The sequence below is a fragment of the Bradyrhizobium sp. USDA 4369 genome, assembly GCF_054056435.1.
The window spans coordinates 3,581,931-3,597,901 of record NZ_JBSRYH010000001.1 but is presented as its reverse complement, the minus strand read 5'-3'; the positions used below and the strand labels follow the sequence as shown (position 1 = coordinate 3,597,901).

Sequence of the window (15,971 nt, the reverse complement as noted above, 5' to 3'; positions counted from 1 at the left end):
GATGTTGGCCCTCTCCGCATTCGCCGCCGGACTCCTCTTCGGCCTCGGGCTCAACGTCGCGCAGATGGTGAATCCTGCGAAGGTGCTGGCATTTCTGGACGTCACCGGGTCATGGGATCCGAGCCTCGCTTTGGTGATGGTCGGCGCCATCGCCGCATCCGCTATCGGATACGCCGTGGCGAAACGCCGGGGTATTCCTGTCCTCGGCGACAAATTGGAGATACCGAGTCGCCGGGATTTCGACGCCCGTTTGATAGGAGGCGCCGCCATTTTCGGAGTCGGTTGGGGCCTGGTGGGCCTGTGCCCGGGCCCTGCGGTGGCCACGCTGCCGCTCGGTCTCTGGCAAGTATTGGCGTTCGTCGTCGCCATGCTCGCGGGCATCGGTCTTTGCGCCGCTCTTCCGTCCGGCAAGGCAGGATCTTCTTCGCGCGCGGTCGATGCGTGATGCCGGATGTCGTCACCAGCATGCTCACCCTCGTTTCGGGAGGTGTCGTCGGCATCGTGCTTGGCCTGGTGGGCGGCGGCGGCTCGATCCTCGCAGTGCCTCTGCTGGTCTACGTAGTCGGCGTTAGGTCCCCGCATGTGGCCATCGGCACCAGCGCGGTCGCCGTCGCGGCGAGTGCGGCGGGAAACCTGCTCTCGCACTGGAAAAACGGAAACGTCAAATGGGGTTGCGCCGCCGTCTTCGCGGCGGCGGGCGTCGTTGGCGCCTTCGGCGGTTCGACGGCGGCCAAGGCGGTCGACGGTCAAAGGCTTCTGGCATTGTTCGGACTGGTGATGGTCGTCGTCGGTCTGCTCATGCTGCGGCCCCGGTCCTCGGAAGGCGATCCCGACGTCAGATTGACGACGGAGTCCGCCGGCAAGCTCGCTCCGCTTCTCATCGGCGTAGGATTCACCGTCGGATTGTTCTCGGGGTTCTTCGGGATCGGCGGCGGCTTTCTGATCGTGCCGGGCCTGATGCTGGCGACCGGAATGCCGTTATCGAACGCCATCGGGACGTCGCTGTTCGCCGTGAGCGCTTTCGGCGCGGCAACGGCCGCGAGCTACTCGGTCTCGGGCCTCATCGATTGGCCCATGGCCGGCCTGTTCGTTCTCGGTGGTCTCGCCGGGGGCGTGGTCGGTGTCCGGATCGGGAAGATTCTAGGCGCCCGGAAGCGGGCGCTTACCCTTGTCTTCGCGAGCCTGGTCATCCTGGTTGGAGTCTACGTCGTGGCCAAAGGCTTCGGGCAACCATCGACTGTGGCATGAAAAGAGAAAATGAAATGACGAACGAGAAATCCACCTGCCGCCACGGCTGTCCCGTCGTGACCGGCTTCTTCGAGAAGCGCACGTCGAGCGTCCAGTACGTCGTTGCCGATCCGGAGACGCTGGAATGCGCGATCATCGATCCCGTCCTCGATTTCGATCCGAATTCCGGCGCGACGGCGACGACTTCGGCGGACGCCCTGCTGGCCCACATCGAACGTGAGGGTTACAGGTTGGTCTGGATCCTGGACACACATCCGCACGCCGATCACTTCTCCGCTGCGGGTTATCTCAGATCGAAAACCGGCGTGCCGACTGCGATCGGTGAAAAGGTCGTCGACGTGCAGAAGCTGTGGAAGCGTATCTACAATTATGCCGACACGTTCGCGACCGACGGTTCGCAATGGGACAAGCTCTTCGGCGACGGCGAACGCTTCAGGATCGGCAACCTGGACGTGGAGGTCCTGCTGACGCCGGGCCACACGTTAGCTTCTATCGCCTATCTCGTCGGCGACGCGGGGTTCATCCACGATACGATCTTCATGCCGGACGGCGGTACCGCCCGCGCGGACTTCCCGGGCGGCAGCGCGCGCGCGCTGTGGTCCAGCATTCAGAGGATCATGGCTCTTCCCGACGACACCCGGTTGTTCACGGGCCACGACTACTGTCCCGGCGGACGCAAGAAGCCCCTTTGGGAAAGCACCGTCAAACAGCAACGCGTTGAGAACACCCATTTAACGAAGGCGAAGACCGAGGAAGAGTTCGTCGCGCTGCGCGACGCCCGGGACCGCGAACTTCCGATGCCGAAGCTCATCCTTCACTCTCTTCAGGTAAACATCCAGGGCGGGCGATTGCCGGAACAGGAAGAAAACGGCAAGCGTTACCTGAAGATTCCGCTCGACGCGCTTGAGCCCGCCCCTTGGGACGATTGATCGCACCTCCAAACCTCACAGAATGAAAGGACTCCGTCATGAAAACCGCTAACCAACTTGTGGTTGACGCCAACGGACAGATCGAGACGCTTGCCGCCGAGGAGGCGATCAAGCTCAAGGACGACGGAAACGTCGTCTTCGTCGATCTGCGGGAGCCTGGTGAGGTGGAGAAAGGTTCGCTCACGGGAGCGGTGCACGTCCCACGCGGACTTCTAGAGTTCCAGATCGACCCGGAGAGCCCCTCGCATAATCCAAAGCTTGCCGGAAAAAAGAAGCTGGTGCTGTACTGCGGCTCGGGCGGCCGTTCGGCATTGGCTGCCAGAACTTTGAAGGATATGGGCGTAACGAACGTGGCTCACGTCGCCGGCGGTTTTCCTGCGCTACAGAAGGCTCTAGGCGGGAACAAGCCGTCCTGAAGCGAAGCGGCCCGAAGCTTGGTTACCTTCGCAGAAACCGGCTGAACTGAAAACGCTGCGTGTTGCCGCCGGGAGTCGTATGATCGTGCCGTCGGGAATCTGCCAGTTCGAAGGCTGGTCCAAGCGTCGAGGCAAGCTCATCCGGATCGTAGCGCACGATCGGCAATCCGCTGCACCTTTCGGGGCCGTCCGGAGCAAAAGTCGCGATGATTACGCGACCACCGGGACGTACTGCCTTCTTCAGGCTACTGACGTACGCATCGCGGTCGGTCGGCTCCGTCAAAAAGTGAAAAGCGGCACGATCGTGCCAGAGGTCATACGTACTCGAAGGCTTCCAACTGGTGACATCCGCGACGATCCAGTCGACTGCTTCTCCGGGCCGGTTTCGCTGCCTCAAGAGCTTTTGCGGAGAGGTCGAGTATCGTTACCCGGCGGAAACCCTGCTCGAGCAGGCTATCAACCAGCCGTGAAGCACCGCCCTTGACGTCAATGATGGCTGCGTCGGTCGAGATGCCGGTGGCGGCGATGAGATCGAGCGACGGGGCTGGATTCTCCTGAAACCAGCTCACTTCCTTCTCGGCCTTCGTCGCGTATACGTTCTGCCAATGAGCTTGGCGGTCGGCGTCGTTCACAACTGCTCCCCTTCCTTCTAATTACGGTGCAACGTAGATGGTCCTACCTGAACCCTTCAGCGCCTTCGGCCTTCGTGCCTGCGGCGCTGATGCGCGAGGCACGACGCCAGAAGAACATCAAGGAGGCTGACGTTCCCTCCGTTTGCCTGCTGGATCCGGACGGCGATCTGGTCCGCCATCTTCGCCGGACCGGGCGCGCCAAGCCGTTCGAAGGATGGCCATGCTATCACACCGAACTCGATGTTTTCTGCCTCGCCGGAAGGGATGTCGGCATCGTCGGACGGGCAGTCGGCGCGTCTTTCGCCGTTCTGGTGGCTGAAGAGCTTTTCGCCAGCGGTTGTCGCCTGCTGATCAGCTTAACGTCGTCCGGGCAGATCGTCGCCTCCGGCCCTCCTCCGTACTTCATCATCATCGACCGAGCGCTGCGCGACGAAGGCACAAGCTATCACTATGCTCCACCCTCGGAATATGCGAGCGCATGTCCGCAGTTGCTCGCCGCCGCGGTCGAGGCTGCAAAGCGAGACGGTCCCAGAACCATCAGCGGTTCGACCTGGACCACCGACGCTCCTTTCCGCGAAACCAGCGAAGCCATTCAGGCCGCAGCCGACAAGGGGATCCTCGCGGTCGAAATGGAAGCGGCCGCTCTATACGCCTTCGCCATGGCGACTGGCTGCAAGGTCCTCTGCCTGGCCCATGTGACTAACACGATGGCCCAAAGCGGCGCGGACTTCGAAAAAGGCGAGGACGACGGCACGGTGGATGCACTGGCGGTCCTGGGCAGCATCGTGGGTGCTTTGGCCGAAGGATAGGCGGACATGCCCGGGCGCGCGCCTGCGCGGCCGACGATCTGGGTACTTCCCCGCGGTGCAGCGCCATCGATGACCCATCCTTCGAAACCGGGCAGACGTCGGGAAGATCGCCGAGCCTTCATGGACCTGCCGAACGGCATCGACGATCCGGCTGCGGCTGGAAGCACCTGAACGCCCTGATATCTGGAAGCGCAGATCCGCCTCCGACCGCATCATCTGGCAACCGGGCACTCCAAAGGACGAAGGACTGGTTCCCTCAGATGACATTAGCTGGAGCCAAGGCTCACTCGTTACCTACGCCGACTCCGATCTGAAGCGTCGCGTGAGCAATCCGCTGCGCGGAGGCGACGGTACCATGCCTCTGTTCGTCTTACATGGCACGCGATCGGAGCAGGCGCAGGGAGCCGGTGGGCGCGGGCGACTGCCGACGCCCCGGAACGATGCTGCTCCCGTCGGCAGAGAGCTCGCCAGCGTATGGGAGGCGTCCCAAAGTGGGGGATTGCTGCCCCAGCCTCCATGCCTGCCTAGCCAGGCTGCTGGACGACCTCTGCCAGTATCGCCATTCTCCGCCGTGCAGATGCTCAGCCGCCGCGGTCCATGACCTCACCATCTGGCCCATCGGCTGCCGCAGTAGGCCGATAGCCGTGCACGCCGATGAGGCCTTCCCGTGCAAGTCCAGCGCGCTCCGAACGAGCAAAATCCCGAAAGGAAGCGCCTCCCGCCCGACGATGGGCTGCGCGGAGCGGGCGCCGCTCCGCGGGAGCTACTTACCTGCCCTTCGGGCCGCCCTGATAACGGCCGACATTGCCGCCGACCGATGATGTCGTCGGCAGAGGTGCGGCCGGCGCATAGGCGTCGGATGCGAAGGCCGCACTCGGGTTGGATTGCGCAGGGGCACCGGCTCGGGACATCCTCGCCTCATTCGGCCAATAGCTCTTATCGGTGATGGTCGAGCCGGCGTGCGCCGTCGCCGCTCCGGCAACAAGCGGCAGCACAAGCGAAGTCACAGCGATAAATTTCCTAAACATGGTCCGGCTCCATTCTTTGGAAACGCACCCGACGTGCGCTTCAAGAAGGAGTTCGGTTGATCCGCGCAACGGGTTACAGGATCACGCCGACGTGAAGACCCCTCTCCTCACCACCGCAACAGCCGCGGTCCCAACATTGCCCCCGCGAGGGTGCATAGCGCGATCGTGCCGCCGTACCATACAGCCACGAAAGGCAGCGAATCGTCGGTGCAGTGAAGGGCATAGGCCATCGCGCTGATGCTCCCCGCGACCAGGCCGGCGAACGCGCCTGCCCTGACGAGGTCGGTGGGCGCCGCTCTCCGCGCGGCCCAGATTACCGCGGCGAAGGGAGCGACGGCGATAATCGGTATCGAGACAAGGCATTCGAGCCACTGGTCTCCCATCACCATGCGGTCCCAGTGCGAAGTCGGCGCCATGATCATAACCGCGCCTGCAAGCCCAACGACCGCGACAAACGGCGCCGCCATCAGGGCGGGGGAAACTCTGTATTCGCCCCCCGGCCGCGCAAGCCGCAACAGATAGAGAGCCGACAACGCGAAGACAGTGGTGCTGAACGCAAGCTTTACGGCGACGAAGACCGCCGTCCGGGCCGTCGCCAGGTCGGGCCTCGTCCCGAGCAAGACGATTGCGGCGCAGAGAGCCAATGCTATGCCAACTACCAAAGCGATGCCGAAGCTGCGAACTACAATGCCGCGATCGACGGGGCGGTTGCTTCGGCCCAGCCCGGCTACAAGGTCCTCGGTTTTCATACGTTCGTCTCTCTGCCGATGAGGGTGGCCAATGCCTTCAAACCCCGGTGGATGCTGATCTTCACGTTGGATTCCGACATGCCGTAGCGTGCGGCGGTTTCGGAAACGCTCCGCTCCTCGAGTTTCACGGCTTCGATTGCCTGTCGCGTCCTTTCAGGCAACAAGCTCAGCAGCCGGCCGACGTCGTGCGCGCTCTCGACGGAAACCCGATCATCCGCCGCGATGAGGTCATAATGATCGTCGATCGGGACTTCAGCACGCGAAAAGCGGCTTCGCCGGAGATGGTCGATGAGCTTGTATCGCGCGATCGCATGCACCCAAGGCGTGAGCAGGGTCTCGACGTCATACGTATGACGCTTGAGGTGGATCGCGAGCACGGTTTCCTGCACCAGGTCTTCCGCCTCTTCGGCGCCGCCCCCGCTGCGGGCAAGATGCCGCTTGTAGTAGCCGCGCAGGTGTCGGCTCAGCCTGTCGAGCAAGGCACCGTGCGCGCCCCGGTCGCCGTCCAGGCTGGCCAGCATCAGCGTCTTTAACTCCAGTTCCAAGCTGCTCAAATCCCCTCCACCTTACTTAGTTCGGCTGCGGACGCGATCTGGTTACATTCCCCCGTCGGGCTCGTTGAAATCTTTCGGTACTGCAGGGGCTCTTCCTGCCTTTTCACTGAAGGCCGATAGTGGGCTCTTTTGAATGTGGCGGCTCGAACTCAGTCCAAATGTACCAGCCGATAGCGGCGGTACACAAAATCCAAATCGAGTCAATAGCAACGGCTGCCCCCTTGCTCACGGGACGATCCGCAGCAGCTCTGGCAATGCTGCGATACTCGGCCATCACCTCTGGAGGGATCAAGGACACGACGAGCCAAATTCCGATCGGAACAATAACTAAATCGTCCAGGTATCCGATGACCGGGATGAAGTCCGGAATCAAATCGATTGGAGAAAGCGTATAACTCGCAACAGCCAACGCCAGCGCTTTCGCATACCACGGCACTCGCGGATCACGGGCCGCAAGATAAATCGCATGAACGTCCCGTTTGAGGGACCGCGCCCAGGTTTTCAATCGATCTAACATCGTTGGCTCAAGCTGCCTTAGTTTCAAAAGCCTCTAGTACATCAACGATGGCGTTTCCCAAGCCGCTCGGTGACAGTGGCTGCCATCGCGGCGTTTACGCGAAGCGTCTTATGAACGCGAACGAAATATAGTACACCGCGAACAACGTAACCGTCGATCATCGGCACTGCGATGCGCCCGGCCAGGTCGCGCGCGACGCGGAGGCGCTAATGGACTGGTTGTAGGTCAGCGGACTCCATCTACCGCCACGGTAAATCCAGCCTCCGTGAGGTGTTGCGAAGATGTTGTGGGATGGTCGAAAAAGTTGCTCAAGCGACCAGGAAAGACGTGGTTGTGGGAAGCGGCATGATTGATCGTGTGCGGGATCGTGGCACCTCTATTTCAAGTACGCATGAACGACTTCGATGAGCTCGTCCGCCGCATCCGCATTGAGCGCGCCCGGATTCTTCTTTGGATCGACCAAATGGGTCCGAATGTGGTCCTCGACCACTTCAGCCATCAAGCCGGCGACGGAACCCCGTATGCCCGCGATCATATGCATGATGCGTTCGCATTCGGCTTCCTCTCCCAGCGCGCGCTCGATCGCCTCGACTTGGCCCTTGATCCGACGGACGCGGGCAAGCAGTTTTTTCTTTTCCCTTATGGTATGGCTCATTGCGACAACATAGCCTACCCCCCTATTCTACGCAATCGCCTTGTATTATCCCCCCCGGGGGGATACATGCTTGCCATGGCCAACGATCATGTTCACGTAACGCACGCCGGAATCCTCAAGCGTCTGAAGCGCGCAGAAGGTCACCTTCACAAGGTGATCGAGATGTTCTTGGACGGCCGCCCCTGCCTCGACCTGGCGCAGCAGCTTCATGCCGTCGAGAAAGCCATCAGCGAGGCGAAGAAGACGCTGATCCACGATCACGTCGATCATTGCCTGGACACCGCCGCCAACGGCGGGAAGGCAAAATCGACTGAACGCGTGCTCGCCGAGTTCAAGGCGATCTCGCGCTACCTATGACGGCGACGTAGCCGTTCCTCACCAGCAACCGTCAGTAGTCTCGCATGGCCATCCGACCGATCACCGTCACAGCCTTTGTCCTGGGTGCCGCACTGGCGCTCGGCGCTCCGGCGTTGCAGCGGGTATCCGGTTTCGGGGTTCCGGCGGCCGTCGCGCAGCGGGACGCCAAGCCCGCCGGATCGTCGAACAAGTCCACAGTCGTGGCGATGGACGATGAGCGCATACGCCTTGCTGAGATCGAGCAGCGCAGCGTCGGACCCGCTACGATCGCGAGGCGCCTGGCCGTGCCCGGCACCGTCGTCCCCGATGCCGGCCGCGTAGCACATGTCGCCGTCAAACTGTCGGGCACGGTCGCCGAACTAAGCAAGAATATCGGCGACGACGTCGTCAAGGACGAGATTCTGGCCGTCCTCGAGAGCCGCGAGATTGCCGATGCCAAGAGCGAATATCTGGCGGCCCGGCTGTCGAACGATTTGCAGCAAGATCTGACCGCTCGCGACAAATCGCTTTGGGAGGGACGCGCCGTTCCGGAACAGCAGTACATCCGCTCGCGCAATGCGGCGGCTCAAGTTTCGATGCGTCTCAACATTGCGCGCCAGAAGCTGCTGGCCCTGGGCGTGCGGGCGGATGAAATCGAAGCACTTCCGCAAGCCCCCGACGCCCTGCTGCGCAGCCAGAACGTCCGTGCTCCAATCTCCGGACGGGTCGCGGAACGCCGGGTCGAACTTGGCACGGCCGTCGGTCGCGATAGTCTCGAAACCGAACTCTTCGTCATCGTCGACCTCGGCCGCGTCTGGATCGACCTATCAGTCTCCTCGGCCGATCTGCCTGCGGTCAGGGAGGGACAAGCGGTCAACGTCGCGACGCGTGGTCAACCGGAGGCAGGCACCGCGAAGATCGTCTTCGTGAGCCCACTGCTCGACAAGGATACCCGTACCGCGCGCGTCGTTGCGGCCATCGATAACGCCGACGGCCGCTGGAGACCAGGGTCGTTCGTCACGGCCGCTATCGCCATCGAGGAGCACACCGCTCCCGTGGTCGCGCCGTTCGGCGCCGTCCAAAACGTCGGAGGCCGCAAGGCCGTCTTCGTCCGCACCAGGGAGGGGTTTGAGAAGCGCGACGTCGTCTTGGGCCAGCGCGATGGCCAATCCGTCGAGATCGTCTCGGGCCTTGCGGCCGGCGAGATCATCGCGGTGTCGAACACGTTCTCGCTGAAGGCGGAACTGTCGAAGCCCGGCGAAGAGGACTGAGCGATGATCGAGTGGATCGTTGATTTTTCGGTAAAGCGCCGGTGGCTGGTCCTGCTCGTCACGCTCGCCGCCGCCGCGTCCGGTCTCTGGTCGCTGACTAAGCTGCCGATCGACGCCGTTCCGGACGTGACCAACGTCCAGGTGCAGGTTAATGCCGTCGCGCCGTCGCTTACGCCGGTAGAGATCGAAAAGCAGGTCACCGTCGCGTTGGAGACCGCGCTCGCGGGAATACCGGGACTGGAGTCTACTCGGTCGTTCTCTCGCAACGGCTTTGCGCAGATCACGGCGGTGTTCGCCGACCGCACCAATATCTACTTCGCGCGGCAACTGGTGTCGGAGCGGATCAACGACGCCAAGCCCAGCCTACCGCCGGGCGTCGACGTCAGGATGGGCCCGGTTTCCACGGGGCTCGGCGAGATCTACTGGTGGGCCGTCGAATACGAAAAGCCCGGCACGACCGCCCCCGTCCACGACGGCCAGCCGGGATGGCAGACCGACGGAAGCTACCTGACGCCGGAAGGCGAGCGTCTCACAGGTGAGTTCCAACGGACGGTGTACCTGCGCACGGTGCAGGATTGGATAATACGTCCGCAGATGAAGTCGGTGCCGGGTGTCGCCGGCGCCGATGCCATCGGTGGCTTCGTAAAGCAGTTCCAGGTCCAGCCGGATCCGGCGAAGTTGGTCGGTTACGGCTTGACGTTCGGCCAGGTGATCGCCGCCATCGAGGCCAACAACGTCAGCCGCGGGGCGAACTACATCGAGCAGAACGGAGAAGGTTACGTCGTGCGCGCCGCCGGGCGGGTCGAGAACATGGACGACATCTCCAACATCGTAGTCACCACCCGCGGCGGCATTCCCGTGAGGGTGCGGGACGTTGCCGACGTCGCGATCGGGCGCGAACTGCGCACCGGCAGCGCCAGCGTCGACGGTCGCGAGGTCGTGTTGGGAACAGCGCTGATGCTGATCGGCGGCAACAGCCGGACGGTCGCCGCGGCGGCCGACGTCCGGATCAAGGAAGTCAGCCGTACCCTGCCGCCGGGCATCTATGCGCATACCGTCTTGAATCGGACGCAACTGGTCGACGCGACGATCCATACGGTGGCGAGCAATCTGGCCGAAGGCGCGCTCCTTGTCATAGCCGTCCTCTTTCTGCTGCTGGGCAACATGCGCGCGGCCCTCATCACCGCCTGCGTGATTCCCGTGACGATGCTCATCACCGCTACCGGCATGCTGCAAGGGCGGATCAGCGCCAACCTCATGAGCCTGGGCGCGCTGGACTTCGGCCTGATCGTCGACGGCGCCGTCATCATTGCCGAGAACAGCCTGCGCCATCTCGCCGAACGGCAGCGCGAACTGGGCCGAACCCTATCGCTCGAAGAGCGCCTGTCCACAGTGACGGCTTCGACCTCGGAGATGATCCGTCCGACGGTGTACGGCCAGATCATCATCATCCTGGTGTACGTTCCCCTGCTCGCCTTTACGGGCGTCGAGGGCAAGACGTTCGAGCCGATGGCGCTGACGGTCATGATCGCGCTCGCGACCGCGTTCGTCGTTTCGCTCACCTTCGTGCCGGCCGCCATTGCGATCGCGGTGTCGAAGCCGGTGCGCGAGGACGAGAATTATTTTATCCGCCGGCTGAAGTCCGGATACGCACCCTTGTTGAGCCGCACGATCGCTAGGCCGCTGCCGGTGATGGTGGCGGCCGCGCTGATGTTCGTCGGCGCCGTTCTGTTGTTCGGTCGCCTCGGGCAGGAATTCACGCCAACCCTCGACGAGAAGAACATCGTCATGGAGGTAAAGCGCGTGCCGAGCACTGCGCTGGCGCAATCGCAACGGATGCAGCTTCTGATCGAACGCCAGATCAGCAAATTTCCCGAGGTGGCCTTCGTCTTCTCCCGCACCGGAACGCCGGATCTAGCTGCCGATCCGATGCCTCCGAGTTCGTCCGATACCTACATCATCGTCAGGCCGCAGAACGAGTGGCCTGATCCCGACACCACGAAGGACGACCTGATCAAGCGCATGGAGGCCGAAGCCACCAAGCTTCCGGGCAACAAGGTCGGCTTTTCGCAGCCGATCGAGATGCGGTTCAACGAATTGATCGCAGGGGTGCGCGAGGACCTTGCCGTGAAGGTGTTCGGAGACGACTTCGCGGAGATGCAGCGCACGGCAGCCCGGATCGCCGACGTGCTGCGCAAGGTTGACGGCGCCGAGAGCGTCAAGGTAGAGGAGACGGCGGGCCTCCCCTTCCTTGAGATCAAGATAGACAAGTCCGAGATAGCCCGGCGCGGTCTCAGCCTCGCGTCGGTCCAGGACCTGATCGAGACGGCCGTGGGCGGCCGCGCCGCGGGCCTAGTCTTCGAGGGTGACCGCCGATTCCAGATCATCGTGCGCCTCAACGATGCGCTGCGCAACGATATCTCGGCGCTTGAGGATCTTCCGGTCCCGCTTCCGAACGCCAATCCGAACGTTCCTTCTTCCTCCGTCCCGCTACGAGCGGTGGCCGCGTTCGAGCAGACCGAGGGCGCCAACCAGATCAGCCGCGAAAACGGCAAGCGGCGTGTCGTCGCGACCGCCGAAGTGCGCGGACGCGACATCGGGTCCTTGGTCACGGAGGCGCAAGCCAAGGTCGACGAGCAGGTCAAGCTCCCACCGGGGAGCTTCCTGACCTGGGGCGGACAGTTCGAAAATTTCTCCGTCGCGCGTCAGCGTCTGATGATCGTCGTGCCGGGCTGTTTTCTGCTGATCTATCTTCTCCTGTTCGGTGCGTTGGGCTCGCCGCGTGACGCCCTCATCGTCTTCAGCGCCGTGCCGTTGGCGCTGACCGGCGGCATCGCCGCGCTCTGGCTTCGCGGCATGCCGTTTTCGATTTCCGCGGCGGTCGGATTCATCGCCCTGTCGGGTGTCGCCGTCCTCAACGGCTTGGTGATGCTCACCCAGATCCGGAAATTGATTTTGGAAGGTATCGATACGCGCCTGGCCATCAGCCAAGGCGCCCTCACCCGCTTTCGCCCGGTTATCATGACGGCGCTGGTCGCCTCGCTGGGTTTCGTGCCCATGGCCATCGCGACGGGTACGGGGGCCGAAGTGCAGAAGCCATTGGCGACCGTCGTCATCGGCGGCCTGCTGAGCGCGACGCTACTGACGCTGCTGGTCCTGCCGGCACTCTACTCCTACTTCGCACCTGCCCAAGCACAGACGAAGCCCGACAGTGCATTCATCCCCAGCCGCGCGGCCGAATAGAAACCGAAGGTATGACATGTTGAAGCAAATCCAGGGCTGGTTCGGGATGTCGCCCCAAGGGCAATCGCTGGGACTCGGCCACGGGCCGGGCGATGGCAAGGGTCATGGCCACACGCACGGGTCGATAGATCCCACCATCGCGGCGACGACACGCGGCATCTGGGCGATCAAATGGTCGTTCGTCGTGCTGGCGCTTACCTCGGCCCTGCAGCTGGTGGTCGTGGTGATCTCGGGCAGCGTCGCGCTCCTCGCCGATACTATCCACAACGTCGGGGATGCCGTTACCGCGATTCCACTCTGGATTGCGTTCGTGCTGGCGCGCCGCAAGCCGAGCAAAACCTTCACGTATGGTCTCGGACGCGCCGAAGACCTGGCCGGGGTGGCCATCGTGGCGATCATCCTGTTCAGTGCCGTCTTCGCGGGCTACGAAGCCGTGGACCGTCTTATCCATCCCCAAAGCATCGATTTTATTCCCTGGGTGGTGGCCGCTGGCGTAATCGGATTTCTCGGGAACGAAGCCGTCGCGGTCTTCCGGATCCGGGTCGGACGGGAGATCAACAGCGCGGCGCTCATCGCCGACGGTTATCACGCGCGCACTGATGGCTTCACAAGTCTCGCTGTTGTCGTGGGTGCGGTCGGCGTGTGGCTGGGATTTCCGCTGGCGGACCCGATCGTCGGACTTCTTATCACCATCGCCATCTTCGGCATCGTCTGGCAGTCGTCCAAGGCGGTGTTCGTCCGGATGCTCGACGGCGTCGACCCCGAGGTCACCGACGAAATCAGACACGCTGCCGAGCACGTCGAAGGCGTCCGCGAGGTCCTTGACGTCAAGGCACGCTGGCTGGGACATCGCTTGCACGCGGACATCGGTGTCCGCGTCCATGCCGAAATGCCCGTCGCGGACGCCGACCGTTTGGCGGAAAACCTCCGGCACGAGATGCTTAAGCATATCCCCGCTCTTTCCGTTGCGAATGTCCGAGTATCGTCGAAAACCGTAGGCGCAGCCGAGATGTCCGCTGACCGTAGAGCGCCGGAGACGTTCCAATTTCGCAGCGAACTGGCAGAGGGCGAACTCTCGATCGCGAACACGCCGGCAGGGGAGCGGATGCGACTGACCCTGAGTCGGTCCGCAGCCGGGTTGAACGCGGTGGTGGTGATCGAGCGGGACGGACGGTCCGAGACGCTTGCGCTCTCACCGTTGTCGGGAAATCCCTTGAACTTCGAAAGCGCTTCCGCCCCATCTGAGCCCCATGCGTTCGACGGACAGCTGATCCTGTCGGCGGACGGCAAAAAAGACATTCGGGAGTTTCACACGACGAAGCCGGCAGCCACGGGCATTGGCTCTACTGCGCGCCGCAAGCATGGCCTTCAAGGCCGGTAGAGGCGCGCGCGGCATCCCTCTCTCGCCATACTCGGCGTGCATGTCTGTAGTCCTCGAAGCAGTCGATGCTGCCGCCAAGGTACCCCTTTAGTCTGCCCTGTTGCGGCGCGGGAACAAAATGTCCCGGCGATCGGTCGGGATGCTGCCGGTTGGTGTACAATCTTTGATTGGGCCCGAAGAAGCTTTGAGCGAGAACGCGGCGCATGGTGCAAGCATTCCTTCCGCTCTCCTGAAGCCTGCAGACCAAGACCATGAAAGATGGGCAGAGATGATCATGCACGGGACCAGCCCAGGCACGATTTGATCGACATGCTCTCCCTCGGCGGCGACGGAAGCGTCTCGATCGAGGTCGAGCGTGGAGTCGACGACAATCCGGTGACTGCGGCTCACCCTAAGGCTGCAGCAGCATGGCGCGGAGGACGCCGGTCGAGTTGAGCTTAGATGCTTTGCCGCCGCCGGTGTCGCAGCGACGCAGCTGACGATCATGACGGCTGCAAGCAAACGGTTCGACGAGTACCACGCACGACGGGCAACACATGCCCGACCGCCGCAATCGCCTGTTCAAATGCAATGGATGATATCGGAATTCTCTCCCTCGCATCGGAGCGAATCTTGCCCTTAACGAAACCGCCTGCCATTCCATTGCATTCGGTGGCGGCAAACCGAACCTCTTTGACTGCAATCTATGTCGATCGACGGGATACCGGACTCATTAGACATGTCGATTTCCAAGACGTCCCCTCGCCAAACCTCGCGAAGATTGCCTCTTTTGGAAACAAAAATGCGATGAAGGCAGCCGTTCGGCGAACAAAGTGCATCTCGGTTGAAACACTCTACTTGGTCGAAGTGGATTGCGATAAACTCCACGCCTTCCTTTCCTTTCAGGTATCGCAGGAAGCCCGTTCGAACATTTATTGCGTCGCCTCTGCACAGTAGCTGCGCTGCTTTGAACGCCTTGTGGATAGCCGGTTGAAGTCGTTGCAGCCGCTCGTATGATAACGTGGAGAATTTGCCCTGCGCGATTCCCGACGCGCGCGCGATAGCACCAGTAGAGATCACACACATCATCAGTGCTATGAACAGGCGCAGCATGCAACATTCCTTTGGTCAGACAATTCGGCGGCGCGTGGTCCAGATGGTTTGAAGATGACGCCGAACTCCTTTTCGATGATCCTCGGAAAGCTCTCCGAAACTTGTCGTACGCCGCCGCCAACCCGCGCTGGGCGGCCACCCGGCCGCCGGAGCCGCTCCGAGCCTACCTGCGCAGGCAGGGGAATTGCATGTGGAAAAAGGCCAATCGGATTCGGTGCTTGTGCTGCGGTCGGTTCGAACGCTTGCACTCGCCATTCGCGCTTCGATTCCGGTTTGTTCTCCTTCCGATTCGGCTGCTCGTTGCGGTGTTGCTGGTGCAGACCCAAGCCAAACAACGCAAGAGACTCGCGAATTTCCACATGCGATAGCCCTGCCTGCGCAGGGAGCCCGGCAAACTTTCAACCGGCTCGCGCGGGGCAGGACGTTCGGACGAATCGCGGCCGATCTTGGACTGCAGTTCCATCAGATCGATGAAGACGTCGGCCTGGCGCCGCAACTCGTCGGCGATCATCGGCGGCTGGCTGGAGATCGTCGAGACGACGGTGACGCAAACGCCGCGGCCTTGCACCGCCTCAACCAGCGAGCGGAAATCCCCATCGCCGGAAAACAGCACCATTTGATCGACATGCTCGGCGATCTCCATCGCATCGACCGCTAATTCGATGTGCATATTGCTCTTGACCTTGCGGCGGCCGCTGGCGTCGATGAATTCCTTGGTTGCCTTGGTCACGACGGTATAGCCGTTGTAATCTAGCCAATCGATCAACGCGCGGACCGACGAATGTTCCTGATCTTCGATGATGGCAGTGTAGTAGAATGCGCGCAGCAACGCTGCGCAGCCCTGGAATTCCTTGAGAAGGCGTTTGTAGTCGACATCAAAGCCAAGTGTCTTGGCGGTGGCATAGAGGTTGGGTCCATCGATAAAGAGCGCGATCCTGTTTTCCAATGCTATTGCTCCTAGATCGTCCGGGCGGGCATTTCAATCGGCCACCCGATTGGTTTTGTCGTATGCGTCTTCCTCATTGAGTCGAGATCCGGAGAACGTAATGTGGGACCCAAGACCGTGCTTGCGTCTTTCCCGCTGGCGACGTTTCAACATGCAGAGATTCCT

General features: G+C 62.1%; 15 protein-coding genes and 2 pseudogenes. 9 read left to right on the top strand and 8 right to left on the bottom strand.

Annotated elements, in window-relative coordinates:
- Position 1 precedes the first annotated feature (1 nt).
- The 4 genes from ACVIJ6_RS16340 to ACVIJ6_RS16325 are packed head-to-tail and all read left to right on the top strand — an operon-like array spanning position 2 to position 2,593.
- Positions 2–445 (top strand): DUF6691 family protein, encoded by a 444-nt coding sequence (locus tag ACVIJ6_RS16340; protein WP_456773508.1) that lies wholly within the window; start codon positions 2–4, stop codon positions 443–445.
- A complete protein-coding gene (locus ACVIJ6_RS16335) occupies positions 445–1,248 on the top strand; it encodes a sulfite exporter TauE/SafE family protein (RefSeq protein WP_425988315.1) in 804 nt (267 codons plus the stop codon). The genes ACVIJ6_RS16340 and ACVIJ6_RS16335 overlap by 1 nt, the downstream gene beginning before the upstream one ends.
- Positions 1,249–1,262: 14 nt before the next feature.
- Positions 1,263–2,177 carry an MBL fold metallo-hydrolase gene (locus ACVIJ6_RS16330; RefSeq protein WP_456773507.1) on the top strand — a complete coding sequence of 305 codons (915 nt, stop codon included), beginning with the start codon at positions 1,263–1,265 and terminating at the stop codon, positions 2,175–2,177.
- A gap of 38 nt (positions 2,178–2,215) precedes the next feature.
- Positions 2,216–2,593 carry a rhodanese-like domain-containing protein gene (locus ACVIJ6_RS16325; RefSeq protein ID WP_425988319.1) on the top strand — a complete coding sequence of 126 codons (378 nt, stop codon included), beginning with the start codon at positions 2,216–2,218 and terminating at the stop codon, positions 2,591–2,593.
- A gap of 22 nt (positions 2,594–2,615) precedes the next feature.
- Here ACVIJ6_RS16325 and ACVIJ6_RS16320 read toward each other — a convergent pair.
- Positions 2,616–3,225 (bottom strand): annotated as a pseudogene (locus ACVIJ6_RS16320) (class I SAM-dependent methyltransferase).
- Positions 3,226–3,314: 89 nt separating this feature from the next.
- Between ACVIJ6_RS16320 and ACVIJ6_RS16315 the strand changes: the two are divergent.
- Complete coding sequence (locus ACVIJ6_RS16315) at positions 3,315–4,034, top strand: nucleoside phosphorylase (RefSeq protein WP_425988321.1); 720 nt, start codon at positions 3,315–3,317, stop codon at positions 4,032–4,034.
- 767 nt (positions 4,035–4,801) lie between these two features.
- Here ACVIJ6_RS16315 and ACVIJ6_RS16310 read toward each other — a convergent pair.
- From ACVIJ6_RS16310 to ACVIJ6_RS16290, 5 genes are all read right to left on the bottom strand, one after another.
- Positions 4,802–5,062 carry a hypothetical protein gene (locus ACVIJ6_RS16310; RefSeq protein WP_425988323.1) on the bottom strand — a complete coding sequence of 87 codons (261 nt, stop codon included), beginning with the start codon at positions 5,060–5,062 and terminating at the stop codon, positions 4,802–4,804.
- Between the two features lie 107 nt (positions 5,063–5,169).
- The gene (locus ACVIJ6_RS16305; protein ID WP_425988325.1) at positions 5,170–5,811 is read right to left on the bottom strand and encodes an NrsF family protein; all 642 of its coding nucleotides are present in this window, start codon (positions 5,809–5,811) and stop codon (positions 5,170–5,172) included.
- Entirely contained in the window at positions 5,808–6,365 is a 558-nt protein-coding gene (locus ACVIJ6_RS16300) for a sigma-70 family RNA polymerase sigma factor (protein ID WP_425988327.1), read from the bottom strand. Before ACVIJ6_RS16300 ends, ACVIJ6_RS16305 begins: the two co-directional genes overlap by 4 nt.
- A 103-nt stretch (positions 6,366–6,468) precedes the next feature.
- Positions 6,469–6,882 carry a YkvA family protein gene (locus tag ACVIJ6_RS16295; RefSeq protein ID WP_456773506.1) on the bottom strand — a complete coding sequence of 138 codons (414 nt, stop codon included), beginning with the start codon at positions 6,880–6,882 and terminating at the stop codon, positions 6,469–6,471.
- A gap of 376 nt (positions 6,883–7,258) precedes the next feature.
- On the bottom strand, positions 7,259–7,537 hold the full coding sequence (locus ACVIJ6_RS16290; protein WP_425988329.1) for a metal/formaldehyde-sensitive transcriptional repressor: 279 nt from the start codon (positions 7,535–7,537) through the stop codon (positions 7,259–7,261).
- Positions 7,538–7,612: 75 nt separating this feature from the next.
- On the opposite strand from ACVIJ6_RS16290, the gene ACVIJ6_RS16285 reads away from it, so the two are divergent.
- The 4 genes from ACVIJ6_RS16285 to ACVIJ6_RS16270 are packed head-to-tail and all read left to right on the top strand — an operon-like array spanning position 7,613 to position 13,768.
- Positions 7,613–7,894: a metal-sensing transcriptional repressor gene (locus ACVIJ6_RS16285; RefSeq protein WP_456773505.1), complete on the top strand. Its 282-nt coding sequence runs from the start codon at positions 7,613–7,615 to the stop codon at positions 7,892–7,894.
- Positions 7,895–7,938: 44 nt separating this feature from the next.
- Positions 7,939–9,144, top strand: a complete 1,206-nt coding sequence (locus ACVIJ6_RS16280; protein ID WP_425988334.1) for an efflux RND transporter periplasmic adaptor subunit — start codon at positions 7,939–7,941, stop codon at positions 9,142–9,144.
- Positions 9,145–9,147: 3 nt separating this feature from the next.
- Entirely contained in the window at positions 9,148–12,387 is a 3,240-nt protein-coding gene (locus ACVIJ6_RS16275; RefSeq protein WP_456773504.1) for an efflux RND transporter permease subunit, read from the top strand.
- 16 nt (positions 12,388–12,403) lie between these two features.
- A complete protein-coding gene (locus tag ACVIJ6_RS16270; RefSeq protein ID WP_425988340.1) occupies positions 12,404–13,768 on the top strand; it encodes a cation diffusion facilitator family transporter in 1,365 nt (454 codons plus the stop codon).
- Positions 13,769–14,386: 618 nt separating this feature from the next.
- Here ACVIJ6_RS16270 and ACVIJ6_RS16265 read toward each other — a convergent pair.
- Both ACVIJ6_RS16265 and ACVIJ6_RS16260 read right to left on the bottom strand, forming a co-directional pair.
- On the bottom strand, positions 14,387–14,860 hold the full coding sequence (locus ACVIJ6_RS16265) for a hypothetical protein (protein WP_425988343.1): 474 nt from the start codon (positions 14,858–14,860) through the stop codon (positions 14,387–14,389).
- 373 nt (positions 14,861–15,233) lie between these two features.
- A pseudogene (locus ACVIJ6_RS16260) lies at positions 15,234–15,812 on the bottom strand (LabA-like NYN domain-containing protein); the annotation flags it as partial.
- Positions 15,813–15,971: the final 159 nt, after the last annotated feature.

Excerpts from the sequence above, each read along its gene's own strand:
- ACVIJ6_RS16295 (WP_456773506.1), bottom strand. The coding sequence starts at position 6,882 with ATGTTAGATCGATTGAAAACCTGGGCGCGGTCCCTCAAACGGGACGTT.
- ACVIJ6_RS16275 (WP_456773504.1), top strand. The coding sequence starts at position 9,148 with ATGATCGAGTGGATCGTTGATTTTTCGGTAAAGCGCCGGTGGCTGGTC.
- ACVIJ6_RS16270 (WP_425988340.1), top strand. The coding sequence starts at position 12,404 with ATGTTGAAGCAAATCCAGGGCTGGTTCGGGATGTCGCCCCAAGGGCAA.
- ACVIJ6_RS16280 (WP_425988334.1), top strand. The coding sequence starts at position 7,939 with ATGGCCATCCGACCGATCACCGTCACAGCCTTTGTCCTGGGTGCCGCA.
- ACVIJ6_RS16325 (WP_425988319.1), top strand. The coding sequence starts at position 2,216 with ATGAAAACCGCTAACCAACTTGTGGTTGACGCCAACGGACAGATCGAG.
- ACVIJ6_RS16340 (WP_456773508.1), top strand. The coding sequence starts at position 2 with ATGTTGGCCCTCTCCGCATTCGCCGCCGGACTCCTCTTCGGCCTCGGG.
- ACVIJ6_RS16315 (WP_425988321.1), top strand. The coding sequence starts at position 3,315 with ATGCGCGAGGCACGACGCCAGAAGAACATCAAGGAGGCTGACGTTCCC.
- ACVIJ6_RS16310 (WP_425988323.1), bottom strand. The coding sequence starts at position 5,062 with ATGTTTAGGAAATTTATCGCTGTGACTTCGCTTGTGCTGCCGCTTGTT.
- ACVIJ6_RS16290 (WP_425988329.1), bottom strand. The coding sequence starts at position 7,537 with ATGAGCCATACCATAAGGGAAAAGAAAAAACTGCTTGCCCGCGTCCGT.
- ACVIJ6_RS16330 (WP_456773507.1), top strand. The coding sequence starts at position 1,263 with ATGACGAACGAGAAATCCACCTGCCGCCACGGCTGTCCCGTCGTGACC.
- ACVIJ6_RS16335 (WP_425988315.1), top strand. The coding sequence starts at position 445 with ATGCCGGATGTCGTCACCAGCATGCTCACCCTCGTTTCGGGAGGTGTC.
- ACVIJ6_RS16285 (WP_456773505.1), top strand. The coding sequence starts at position 7,613 with ATGGCCAACGATCATGTTCACGTAACGCACGCCGGAATCCTCAAGCGT.
- ACVIJ6_RS16265 (WP_425988343.1), bottom strand. The coding sequence starts at position 14,860 with ATGCTGCGCCTGTTCATAGCACTGATGATGTGTGTGATCTCTACTGGT.
- ACVIJ6_RS16305 (WP_425988325.1), bottom strand. The coding sequence starts at position 5,811 with ATGAAAACCGAGGACCTTGTAGCCGGGCTGGGCCGAAGCAACCGCCCC.